This is a genomic window from Streptomyces sp. NPDC023541, from assembly GCF_055559995.1.
This window is the reverse complement of sequence record NZ_JBVHJO010000003.1, coordinates 123254-135693: the sequence shown is the minus strand read 5'-3', so window position 1 is coordinate 135693 and position 12440 is coordinate 123254. Positions and strand designations below refer to the sequence as shown.

The 12440-nt window shown below is 73.6% G+C and carries 5 protein-coding genes and 1 tRNA gene; 4 read left to right on the top strand and 2 right to left on the bottom strand.

Annotation, left to right across the window (positions count from 1 at the left end; genetic code table 11):
• Window positions 1–156 precede the first annotated feature (156 nt).
• The 4 genes from tmk to ACZ3X1_RS08095 all read left to right on the top strand — a co-directional run bounded on the left by tmk (window position 157) and on the right by ACZ3X1_RS08095 (window position 6723).
• Window positions 157–3450, top strand: a complete 3294-nt coding sequence (tmk, locus tag ACZ3X1_RS08110) for a dTMP kinase (RefSeq protein WP_467277786.1) — start codon at window positions 157–159, stop codon at window positions 3448–3450.
• A gap of 71 nt (window positions 3451–3521) precedes the next feature.
• Window positions 3522–4733 (top strand): DNA polymerase III subunit delta', encoded by a 1212-nt coding sequence (locus ACZ3X1_RS08105; protein WP_362626904.1) that lies wholly within the window; start codon window positions 3522–3524, stop codon window positions 4731–4733.
• Window positions 4734–4907: 174 nt separating this feature from the next.
• Window positions 4908–6479: an alpha/beta hydrolase gene (locus ACZ3X1_RS08100; RefSeq protein WP_467277782.1), complete on the top strand. Its 1572-nt coding sequence runs from the start codon at window positions 4908–4910 to the stop codon at window positions 6477–6479.
• 170 nt (window positions 6480–6649) lie between these two features.
• Window positions 6650–6723: transfer RNA gene (locus ACZ3X1_RS08095), tRNA-Thr, on the top strand.
• Between the two features lie 248 nt (window positions 6724–6971).
• Here ACZ3X1_RS08095 and ACZ3X1_RS08090 read toward each other — a convergent pair.
• Complete coding sequence (locus ACZ3X1_RS08090) at window positions 6972–11060, bottom strand: non-ribosomal peptide synthetase (RefSeq protein WP_467277780.1); 4089 nt, start codon at window positions 11058–11060, stop codon at window positions 6972–6974.
• A gap of 73 nt (window positions 11061–11133) precedes the next feature.
• Window positions 11134–12435: an MFS transporter gene (locus ACZ3X1_RS08085; RefSeq protein ID WP_390075547.1), complete on the bottom strand. Its 1302-nt coding sequence runs from the start codon at window positions 12433–12435 to the stop codon at window positions 11134–11136.
• Window positions 12436–12440 lie beyond the last annotated feature (5 nt).

The following is a 12440-nucleotide window of genomic DNA, read 5'->3' as shown; positions in this document are numbered from 1 at the left end:
TCCGCCGTCCGGCCCCGCCGGCGTTCGAGCGCGCGGTGCGGGGCAGAGCCCCCGCCACGGCGCCCGGGCCGCCTCGGCGGAAGGTGGGTCCGGGGTCACACCCGGCCTTGTCCACAGGCTTCCGCACCCGCATGGCGCAGCGGATAGGCTGGGCGGATGACGCGAGCCGAGCAGCCGGCGGTCGTGACCGCCCCGGCGAAACCCACCTACGACGAAGCCCTAGCCGCGGATTCCCGTGAGCGTGCGGTGCGCGCACTGCTGCGCACCCCCCGGCTGCGGCGGCTGTGGAGCGCCCAGCTGGTGAGCGGCATCGGTGACGCCCTCGCCCTGCTGGTGCTGGTGCTGCTGGCCCTTCAGGCCGCTGCTTCCGAGGGCGCCTTCGGCGGCGGGTACCGGGGTGCGGCCCTCGCCGTCGCCGCCGTCTTCGGCGTCCGGATCCTCGCAACCCTGTTCTTCGGCGCGGTCCTGCTCGGTCCCCTGGCCGGGCTCGTCGGCGCGGGCGGCAAGCTGGACCGCCGCTGGACGATGATCGGGGCCGACGGGGTGCGCCTCGCGCTGTTCGTCGTCGCCCCGCTGTGGCTCGACTGGATCCCGGCCCACGCGCTCACCGCGCTGCTGGCCACCGTCTTCGTGTCCGGCGCCGCCGAACGGCTGTGGACGCTGGCCAAGGAGAGCGCGGCTCCCGCCCTGCTGCCCGAGCCGCCGCCGGAGGGGGCCACCGTACGGCCGCTCCCGGACCACATGGACGCCCTTCGGCGACTGACCCTGCGTACGTCCTTCGCGGCGCTCCCCGTCGCGGCGGCCGCGCTGCTGGCCGCGACCCTGGTCGGCAAGGCCCTCGGCCTGGGCGTGGACTGGTTCGCCGCGAACCAGGCCGCCCTCGGCTCGTACGTCGCCGCCGGTCTCTTCGCCGCGTCGGTCTCCCTGCTGCTGCCGCTGGTGCTGCCGAACGCGGCGACTCCGCGGCCCCGTTCCCCGCTGGAGGGCCTGCGCGCCCCCAAGGCGGGAGACCGGCCCGACAAGGGCCGTACGGGCGCCATTCCCCTGCTGGTCCTGAGCTGCGCCGCGGTCGCCGGAGCGGTGTCCTGCGCCGTCGCCGTGGCTGTCCTGCACGCCTTCGACCTGGGCGGGGGGCCGGCCGCCTTCGCGCTGTTCGTCCTCGCGCTGGTCGGCGGCACCGCCGCCGGCATCCGCGCCACCCAGGCCGGCAAGGTGCTGCCCGGCCTGTCCCGGCGCCGGCTGCTGGCCCTCGCCATAGCGGTGACCGGCCTCGCGCTGCTGCTGAGCGGCCTCGTCCCGGACATGGCGACGGTGCTGTTCCTCTCGCTGCTCGCCGGCACCGCCGCGGGCATCGCCGCCAACGCCGGCCACACGCTGCTGGACCAGGAGGCCGAGGAGTTCCGCCGGGCCCGGCTCACCGAGCACCTCCAGGCCGTCGTACGGGTGGCCGTGGCGGTCGGCGCCGTCGCCGCGCCGGTCCTGGCCGCGGTGATCGGCCCGCACCGGCTGACCGGTGCCGAGGTCGTCTTCTCGCACGGCGGGGCCGCCTTCACCCTGATGCTCGTCGGCGCGCTGCTCCTGCCGGTCGCCGTGGTCGTCCTCACCAAGGCCGACGACCGGGGCGGCGTGCCGCTGCGTCGTGACCTGCGCGACGCGCTGCGCGGCGGGGAGCCCGTACAGGCCCCGGCCGCCACCGGCTTTTTCATCGCCCTGGAAGGCGGCGACGGAGCCGGCAAGTCCACCCAGGTGCAGGCGCTGGCCGACTGGATACGGGCCAAGGGCCACGAGGTCGTCGTGACCCGGGAGCCGGGAGCCACCCCGGTCGGCAAGCGGCTCCGCTCGATCCTCCTCGACGTGTCCTCGGCCGGTCTGTCGAACCGCGCGGAGGCCCTGCTCTACGCGGCCGACCGCGCGGAACACGTGGACACGGTGGTGCGTCCGGCCCTGGAGCGCGGGGCGGTCGTCATCTCCGACCGCTACATCGACTCCTCGGTGGCCTACCAGGGCGCCGGCCGCGACCTCTCCCCGACGGAGATCGCCCGGATCTCGCGCTGGGCCACCGACGGGCTCGTACCGCACCTGACCGTGCTGCTCGACGTGTCGCCGGAGGCGGCGCGGGAGCGGTTCACGGAGGCGCCGGACCGATTGGAGTCGGAGCCGGCGGAGTTCCACCAGCGGGTGCGGGCCGGGTTCCTGACCCTCGCCGCGGCCGACCCCGGCCGCTACTTGGTGGTCGACGCCGGGCAGGACCCGGACTCGGTGACCACCGTCGTACGGCACCGCCTGGACCGGATGCTCCCGCTTTCCGAGGCGGAGGTGGCCGCGCAGGCGGAGGCCCGGCGCCTCGCCGAGGAGGAGGCGCGGCGCAAGGCCGAGGAAGAGGCGGCGCGCAAGGCCGAGGAGGCGCGGCTGCGCGCTGAGGAGGAAGCACGCAAGGCCAAGGAGGCCGAGGAAGCGCGGATCAGGGCCGAGGCCGAGGCCGCCCGCAAGGCGGAGGAGGAGCGGCTGCGGGCCGAGGAGGAGGCCCGGGCGCGGGCCGAGGCCGAGCGGCTGCGCGTGGAGGCCGAGGCGAAGGCACGCGCGGCGGAGGCCGAGCGGCTGCGCAGGCAGGCCGAGGAGGAGGCCCGGCTGCGGGCCGAGGCCGAGGCACGGCGGCTGGAGAAGCAGCGGCGGGCCGAGGAGGCCCTGCTGAAGGCGGAGGAGGCGCGCCGGCTGGTGGAGGCCTCGGCGGCCGAGGCGGCTGCGAAGGCGGCGGCTGCCGCTGCTGCGGCCGAGGCCCAGGCGGCTGCGGCAGCGGCGGTAGCGGCTCCGGCGGCTCCGGCGTCCGGTCCGGCGGGCGGTTCCGCTGGGGCGGCCGCGCCCAGGGTCGACATGACGAAGGAGCCGCATCCGGACGACGCGGTGACGATCGAGACCCCGGCGGTCAAGCGGGTCGTCCGGCCGGACGACGTCACCCAGACCGTCCCGGTGCCGAAGGTCGACCCTTCGGCTGCGGCGCCCGACGTGGCGGAGACGGCGGTGCTGCCGCCGGTGCGTCCGGCCGACGAGACGGCCGTGCTGCCGCCCGTGCGCCCGGAGGACCCTCGGGGTTCCGGCCCGAGCGGCGGCTCCGGCTCCGGCAGCTCCGGCTCCGGTAGCTCGGGAAGTGGGTCGGGTGGTGGCTCCGGCAGCGGCGGACGGGCGCATTCCGCCACGCGGCCGACGGCCCGGCGCCCCGAGGAGGACCCGGCCGACCGGGTGCCGTCGGGCATCTTCCGGGATTCGAGCAACGACCGGACCCGGGAGCTGCCCGTCGTCGACGACGACGGGCGGCCGCGCCGCTCCCGCCCGGACTGGGCGGAGGAGACCCCGCTCGACGACCTGCCGACGCTGGCGGACGAGCTCCTCGGCCGCCGCAGGGACGACGAGGACGACGACGAGGGCGAACGCGGAGCGCGCCGCCGCCGCTGACGGCGGCGGTACGGGATTGTCAGTGGCGCCCGCGACAATGGGTGCACGGAGAGTGAGAGGTGGTGGGCGGGATGTCCGTGTGGGACGACCTGGTGGGCCAGGAGCGGATCCAGACGCAGCTGGCCGCCGCCGCCCGCGATGCCGATGCGCTGGTCACGGCCGCCACGGACGGGACGGCGCCGCCCGCCGCGTCGAAGATGACCCACGCCTGGCTCTTCACGGGACCGCCGGGATCCGGGCGGGTCACCGCCGCCCGTGCCTTCGCGGCGGCTCTGCAGTGCACCAGCCCGGACCGCGCTCTCGGCGGTGAGCCGGGCTGCGGGTTCTGCGACGGCTGCCACACCTCACTGGTCGGCACGCACGCGGACGTCTCCAGCATCGCCGCGGTCGGCAGCCAGATCCTCGTCGACGACATGCGCGACACCGTCCGCAAGTCCTACACGTCCCCCGCCACGGGCCGCTGGCAGATCATCCTGGTCGAGGACGCCGAGCGGCTGAACGAGAAGTCCGCCAACGCGGTCCTCAAGGCGGTGGAGGAGCCCGCGCCGCGCACGGTCTGGCTGCTGTGCTCGCCCTCCCTGGAGGACGTGCTGCCCACCATCCGCTCCCGCTGCCGGCACCTCAACCTGAGCACTCCCTCGGTCGCGGCCGTCGCCGACACGCTGGTACGGCGCGACGGCGTCGAGCCGGCGGTGGCCCTGGCCGCCGCCCGGGCCACGCAGGGGCACGTCGACCGCGCCCGCCGGCTGGCCACGGACGAGGCGGCCCGGGAGCGCAGGGCCACGGTCCTGAAGCTGCCGCTCCGGGTGGACGACATCGGAGCCTGCCTCAAGGCCGCCCAGGAGCTGGTGGACGCCGCCGGCGAGGACGCCAAGCAGGTGGCCGAGGAGGTCGACACTAAGGAGACCGACGAGCTGCGGGCCGCCCTGGGCGCCCCCGCCGGGACGGGCGGGCGGATGCCGCGCGGCACGGCGGGCGTGATGAAGGAGCTGGAGGACAAGCAGAAGCGGCGCCGGACCCGCACCCAGCGCGACAGCCTCGACCTCGCCCTCACCGACCTCACCGGCTTCTACCGCGACGTCCTGGCCCTCCAGCTGGGCTCCGCCCTCGCCATCGCCAATGAGGACATACGGCAGGACCTGGAGCGCATCGCCAGGGCCTCCGGCCCCGAGCGGACCCTGCGCCGGATCGAGGCGATCATCGCCTGCCGGGACGCCCTCGACCGCAACGTCGCCCCCCTCCTCGCGGTGGAGGCCATGACGATGTCTCTGCGCGCGGGCTGACCCCCCGCCGGGCGGGGTCCACTCCCGTGGACCGGCTCACCCTTAAGGGGGAACCGGCTGCCGGAGCCGGAGCGGGCCCGGTCCGTTCGTTGCCCGGCGGGAGCCACGGAAGGCCCGTATCCGTCCGGCGCAGAGGGCCCGCCCGGGTCCTCCGCCAGGACGTAGGCTCCGAGGATGGACACCAGTCGCGTGCTGCGTACCACCGGGACCGTGATCGCAGCGGCCGGGCTGCTGCTCTCCGGATGCACCTCGGGTGGGCCGGAGACGCTCCGGGCCGCCGCGTCCGCGCGCGGGGAGGCCGGCGGCACGCCGTCGGTGCAGCCGTCCCCCGACGCCGCCGCGATGCGCCCGTACTACGAGCAGAAGCTGACTTGGCGCGAATGCGGTGTCCCCGGGTTCCAGTGCTCCACGATGAAGGCCCCGCTGGACTACGCGAACCCCGGCTCCGGCGAGGACGTGGACATCGCGGTGGCCCGCCGCGTGGCGACCGGCCCCGGCAAGCGGCTCGGCTCGCTCGTGGTGAACCCGGGCGGCCCCGGCGGCTCCGGAATCGGCTACCTCCAGGCGTACGCGGGCATCGGCTATCCCGCCCCGGTCCGGGCCCGGTACGACATGGTCTCCTTCGACCCGCGCGGCGTGGAGCGCAGCAGCCCCGTCGAGTGCCTGACCGGCCCGGAGATGGACAAGTACACCCAGGTGGACCAGACCCCGGACGACGCGGCCGAGCGGGCGAGCCTGGTGGCCGCCTTCAAGGAGTTCGCGGCCGGCTGCCAGGCCCGCTCGAAGCGGGTCCTGCCGCACGTCTCCACCGTCGACGCCGCCCGCGACATGGACCTGCTGCGCGCCGTCCTCGGGGACGACAAGCTCAACTACGTCGGGGCCTCCTACGGCACCCTCCTGGGGGCGACGTACGCGAACCTCTTCCCGGACCGGGTCGGCCGGCTGGTCCTGGACGGCGCGATGGACCCCAACCGCGCCGCGCTCGATCTCAACCGGGACCAGACCGCGGGCTTCGAGACGGCCTTCACCTCCTTCGCCAAGGACTGCGCCCAGCAGCCCGACTGCCCGCTGGGCAAGGGCAGCCCGGAGCAGGTGGCCGCCCGCCTGAAGGACTTCTTCCGCAAACTCGACGCCCAGCCCGTGCCCAGCGGCGACGGGAGCCGCCCGCTCGGCGAGGCCCTCGCGACGACCGGGGTGATCGCGGCGCTCTACGACGAGAACGCCTGGCCCCAGCTGCGCGAGGCGCTGACCTCGGCGATGAACGGCGACGGGGAGGGCCTGCTGGGCCTGGCCGACAGCTACTACGAGCGCGGGGCGGACGGCAAGTACGCCAACCTGATGTTCGCCAACGCCGCCGTCAACTGCCTCGACCAGCCCGCGGCCTTCCAAAGCCCGGACGCGGTCGACGCGGCGCTCCCGTCCTTCCAGAAGGCATCCCCGGTCTTCGGCACGGGCCTGGCCTGGGCCGCGTTGAACTGCGCGTACTGGCCGGTCAAGCCCACGGGCCGGGCGGGGCCGCTCACCGCGAAGGGGGCCGCGCCGATCGTGGTGGTGGGCACCACCCGCGACCCGGCGACCCCGTACAAGTGGGCGCAGTCGCTGGCCGGCCAGCTCGACTCGGGCACCCTCCTCACCTACGACGGCGACGGCCACACGGCGTACGGGCGCGGCAGCGACTGCATCGACACCGCGATCAACCGCTACCTGCTGGAGGGCAAGCCACCCCAGAACGGCAAGAAGTGCTGACGCGCCGACGGGCCGCCTGAACAGGCGGAGTGCGTGCGACCTCCGGCCGGGCCGTGACCTGCGCCTCACCCCTGCAGAACCTGGTTCGGGGCACCCGCCGAGACCCTGTAGACTTGGCGCCGCTGCTGATGAGCGATCCCTTCCAAGGGAATCCTTGTCTCCGCAGCGGTGCCGCCTTAGCTCAGTTGGCCAGAGCAACGCACTCGTAATGCGTAGGTCTCGGGTTCGAATCCCGAAGGCGGCTCGGATTAACCCCAGGACTCACTCGCCGTGACCTGGGGTTTTTTCATGCCCGACCAGTCGGGGGCGGAACGCGATGATCTGCGCGCCATCCTGCGTGCCCATTGCGTGCCCGTCCTGCTGAGCGAAGGCGGCTCATGGGGAAACCCCAGGCCGGATGCGTTCCGGCCTGGGGTTTCGTCGTTCAGGGTGGGGTGTGCTTCGGCGGGCGGTGCGCGGCGGGGTGGGGTGCCGCGCACCGGGCCGTTCGGGTCAGGCCTCGTCGGCGGCGAGAAGCGCCTTGGCGGCCAGCTGGACGCCGGGGGCGCGCAGGAAGGTGTAGTGGTCGCCGGGGACGCGGACGGTTCGGGTGTCCGTGCCGAGGAGGGCGGTCCAGAGGGCCGACAGGTCCGGGGACTGTTCGGCCGACACGACCAGGACGGGGGCCGCCACGGGCTCCGGGCGGTGGCCGCCGATCAGGGTGATGTGGGCCTTGAACACCTGGAACCTGCGGTTGATGTCCTCCTGGACCTCCTCGGTGTCGCCCGATCCGCCGGTCAGCTTCTCGCCGAACCAGCGCAGCTGCTCGGCCACCGGCGTCGCCTCCGGGTCGGGCAGTTCGCCCGCGTCGGGGCCGAGGGCCCGGGCGCCGTCCAGGACGAACTGGGCGGCGAAGGCCTGCTCGCTCACGCCGGAGACGTCGTCCGCGGAGAACGGAGTGTCCAGCAGGCCGACGAGGGCCACCTCGTCGCCCGACGCCTCCAGGCGGCGGGCGATCTGCAGGGCGAGCAGGCCGCCCATCGACCAGCCGGCCAGGCGGTACGGGCCCGACGGCTGGGTCTGGCGGATGGCCTCGGTGTACGCGTCGGCCATCTCCTTCAGGTCCCGCCGCGGCTCGCTGCCGGCCCGCAGGCCCGAGGCCTGCACGCCGAGCACCCGGTAGCGGTCCTGGAGTTCCTGCATCAGCCCGAAGTACGGGTACACGGTGCCGCCGACGGCGTGGACGAGGAACAGCGGGTCGCCGTCGGTGCGCTCCGACAGGGGCACGATGATGTCCGAACCGGGGGCGACGGCCCCGGTGTTGGGGGCGGCCGGGCCGGCCGCCTCCTCCAGGGCGTCGAGGTCGTCCAGCTCGTCCAGCGGGGCGTCCTCGAGACCGTACTTGGCGACCAGGGTCGCGGCGAGCCGGGCGGGCGTGGGCGCGAGGAAGATCGCGGTCACGTCCGTGTCGACGCCGAGGTCCTTGCGCAGGCGGGTGATCACCTGCATCGCCTGGAGGGAGTTGCCGCCCATCTCGAAGAAGTTGTCCTCGATGCCCACCCGCGGGAGCTTGAGCACGTCGGAGACCATGTCGGCCAGTACCGTCTCCAGGATGGTGCGCGGGGCGACGTAGTCGCCCGAGTCGCCGGGGCCGTCGGGAGCGGGCAGGGCGGCGCGGTCGACCTTGCCGTTCGCGTTGAGCGGGAAGGTGTCGAGGATGACCAGGTGGGCGGGGACCATGAACGCGGGCAGCTGCTCGCCCAGGTGCCCCCGCAGGTCGCCGACGGTGACGGCCGGCGCGTCGGGGTTGGTCCGGGCGTAGCCGATGAGGTTCTTCTGGCCGGCCTGGTCCTCGCCGACGATGATGATGGCCTGGGCGACGGAGGGGTGGGCGGCGAGCACGGCCTCGATCTCGCCGAGCTCCACCCGCAGGCCGCGGATCTTGACCTGATGGTCGAGACGGCCGAGGTACTGGAGGTTGCCGTCGGGCAGGCGGCGCGCCAGGTCGCCGGTCTTGTACATGCGCGCGTCCGGGACCTCGCTGAACGGGTCGGTGACGAAGCGCTCGGCGGTCAGCTCCGGCCGGCCCAGGTAGCCGCGGGTGACGCTGGCGCCGCCGATGTGGAGTTCACCCGCGACGCCGACCGGTACCGGGTTGAGGTGCTTGTCCAGCACGTAGGCCGTGTAGTTCGTCAGGGGCAGGCCGATCGGCGGCGGGTCGATGCCGTCGTCCTGGCAACGGGCCATGGTCGAGCCGACCGTGGTCTCGGTGGGGCCGTAGCCGTTGATGAAGCGCATGCCGGGGCGCGCCCAGTTGCGGACCAGCTCGGAGGAGAAGGCCTCGCCGCCGGCGATGACGACGCGCAGGCTCGGGAACTGCTCCTCGGCCAGCAGGTTCAGCACGGCCGGGGGCAGGCACATGAAGGTGATGCCCTCGCCGCGGATCAGGTCGGCCAGGCGCGGCGGGGAGAGCAGGGTCTGCGTGCTGCCGAGGACCAGGGTCGAGCCGGAGAGCAGCGCGCCGAAGATGTCCAGGACGGAGACGTCGAAGTTGAGCGAGGCGAACTGCAGGATCCGGTCGCCCGGGCCCAGCGGCCAGAACTCGATCTCGGCGTAGCAGAAGTTGACGGCGTTGCGGTGCTCGACGACCACGCCCTTGGGGCGGCCGGTCGAACCCGAGGTGTAGATGACGTAGGCGACGTTCGACGGGCTCGCGAGGGCCTCGACGGGGCTGTCGTCCAGAGCGGTGAGTTCGTTCCAGGACCGGTCCAGGTCCAGCACCGTGACGTCGTCGGTCGGCACCGCGGAGGCGCTGGCCTCGTCGGTGAGGACCACGGTCATCTTGGCGTCCTCGACCATGAAGGCGAGGCGGTCGGCCGGGTACTCCGGGTCCAGCGGCACGTAGCCGCCGCCGGCCTTGAGGATGCCCATCAGGCCGACGATGCGGCGCACCGTGCGCTGCATGCTGACGCCGACGAGCGCCTCCGGGCCGACGCCGAGCTCGCGCAGCCGCCGGGCGACCTGGTTGGCGCGGGCGTCGAGCTGGGCGTAGGTCAGGCCCTCGCCGTCGAGCTCGACGGCCATGACGTCGGGGTGCGCCGCGACCTTGGCCTCGAAGGCCTGGTGCAGGTTCCAGTCGGGGAAGTCGGCCTTGTCGCTGTTCCAGGTGACGAGCTCCTGGTGGAGCTCCGCCTCGGTCATGATCGGGAGCTGCGAGATGCGGGCGTCGGGCTCGGCCAGGAGGCCGTCGAGCAGCGTCTCGAAGTGGCCCAGCAGGCGCTGCGCGGTGGCCGCGTCGTACAGGGCGGTGGCGTAGCTGAGGTTCAGCCCCAGCCGGCCGCCGCTCTCGACGGCGGAGACCAGCAGGTCGAACTTGGCTGCCTCGGCCGGGAGTTCCTCGGAGGCCCAGGTCATGCCGCCGGGCCGGAGGTCGCGCTTCTGGTCGTCGGAGAGCATGAAGCCGACCTGGAACACGGGCGAGCGCGAGGGGTCGCGGGGAGCCTTGGCGGCCTCCACGATCTTGGCGAAGGGCAGGTCCTGGTGTCCGAAGGCGCCCAGCGTGGCGGTCTTGGTGCGCTCCAGGACCTCACGGAAGGTCGGGTCGCCGGACAGGTCGACCCGGACCGGCAGGGTGTTGATCAGGTAGCCGATCACCGGCTGCAGTTCGGGGCGGCTGCGGTTGGCGCTGACGGTGCCGACCACGATGTCGTCCTGGCCGCTGTAGCGGTGGAGCAGGACGTGGTAGGCGGCCATCAGGGTCATGAACAGGGTGGCGCCCTCGTCCCGGCCCAGCGCGGTGAGCCGGGTCAGGACCTTGTCGCCGAGGTCCCTGGACTCCGTGGTTCCCTGGTACGTCTGGACCAGCGGGCGGGGGCGGTCGGTCGGCAGCTGGAGTACGGGCGCGCCCTTGAGGTTCTCGCTCCAGTACTCGCTCAGCTCCTGCAGCGTCTCGCCCTGCAGCCGGTCGCGCTCCCAGACGGCGAAGTCGGCGAACTGGATGGGCAGTTCGGGCAGCTGCGCGGCCGTGCCGGCGACGGCGCCGGAGTACGACTCGGACAGCTCCGCCAGCAGCACGGGGAAGGAGGAGCCGTCGAAGACGGTGTGGTGGACGGTTATCAGCAGGACGTGGTGCTCGTCGGCCAGCTGCTGCAGCAGCGCGCGGAACAGGGGGCCGCGGTCCAGCTCGAACGGGCGGGCCGTCTCCTTCTGGGCCGTCGCGCGCCAGGCCTCCTCGACCTCGTCCGCGGCGACGTGCCGCTGGTCCACGAAGGCCAGCTCGACCGGCACGGCCGGGTCGATCACCTGGACCGGCGCGCCGTCCACGGTGACCAGGCGGGTGCGCAGGGCCTCGTGGCGGGCGACGAGGGCGTCCAGCGCCGCAGCGAGGGCGGCGCGGTCGAGGGCGCCGGTCATCCGTACGGCGCCGGCGATGGTGTAGGTGGATTCCCCGGGAGCCAGCTGGTCGATGAACCAGAGCTGCTCCTGTCCGTACGAGAGCGGCAGGTCCTGCAGCGCGGGCGAGCGGCGGGGGATCGAGGAGATCGGGGGGGCCGTGCGACGCAGCCTGGCGGTCAGCGCGGCCCGCTGGGAATCGGTCAACATGACTGGGTGGTCCTTCTTTCAGGCAGTGGATGGTGCAGCGTCCGGGGCGCGGTCACGACTCGGCCGCGCGTGACTACGCGACGCTTGTGGGCTGGTCCGCGTCGACGGGACCCTGTGGCATCTCCCGCAGCCGGTAGACGGGCGAGAAGGTGATCCACGCCGCCGGCAGCGCGATGCCCGCGACGCCGACGGCCAGGGCGGTGCGCAGCCCGAATACGGAGGCCAGCGAGCCGGCCAGCAGCGCGCCGAGCGGGATCGTGCCGTAGAGGATGAGCCGGTAGCTGGCGTTCATCCGGCCCAGCAGGCGGGCCGGCGTGACGGTCTGGCGCAGGGTGAGCGAGTTGACGTTGAAGACGGCCAGGTTGAATCCGTGCACGGCGAGCGTCGCGCCGAGGACCGTCAGGGAGAGCAGGCCGGTGCCGCCGGGCACGAGCAGCAGTACGGGTGACAGGCAGGCCAGCAGCGTGACCAGGCGCAGCGCCGGGCCGAAGCCCAGGCGCTTGCTGATCCGTCCGGAGAACGTCGCGCCCAGCAGTGCGCCGACCGAGCCGGCGCCGACGACCAGGCCGAGCTGGAACGGGCTCAGCTCCAGTGTCCTGACCGCGTAGACCAGGAAGACGGTCGTCATGACGTTCTCGAACAGGTTGAACACGGCCGACTGGGTGGCCAGGTGCCGCAGGATGCGGCTGCCGACCACCGTGCGGAGGCCCTCGGCGATGTCGGCGCGTACCGACTTCGGTTCGGCGGGCTGCTCGGGTTCGGCCTCCGGCCTGCGGATCCACCACAGGGCGACGGCCGAGGCCAGGTAGGTGGCGGCGCCGACGGTCAGCGCGACGGGCGCGGTCAGCGCGCCGACCAGGAAGCCGGCCAGCCCGGGGCCGGCGATGCCGGCCACCGAGTAGCTGGCCGTCATCTTGCTGTTCGCGTCCGCCAGGTCGTCCTTGTCGACGAGTCCCGGGATGTAGGAGAGGATCCCCACATCGAACAGGACCGTCGCCACGCCGGCCATGAACCCGACGGCGTAGAGCCACGGGAGCGAGAGCACGCCGAGCAGGTGGGCGAGCGGCAGGGCGCCGATCAGCAGCACCCGGACCGCGTCCGCCGCGATCAGGGTCGGCTTCCTGCGCCGCCGGTCGAACCAGACTCCGGCCAGCAGGGTCACCAGTACGTACGGTGCGAACCTGGCGACGTTGAGCAGGCCGATCTGGAACGCGCTGGCGTTCAGGGTGATGACCGCCGCCAGCGGCAGCGCGATGTCGGTCACCTGCGAGCCGACGAGGGAGACCGTCTGCCCGCTCCAGAGTTTGACGAAGTCCTGGTTGGCGAGGACGCCGCGTCGGCCCGCGGTGTCCTGGCGCCCCTGCGTGGTGGTCAATGCTC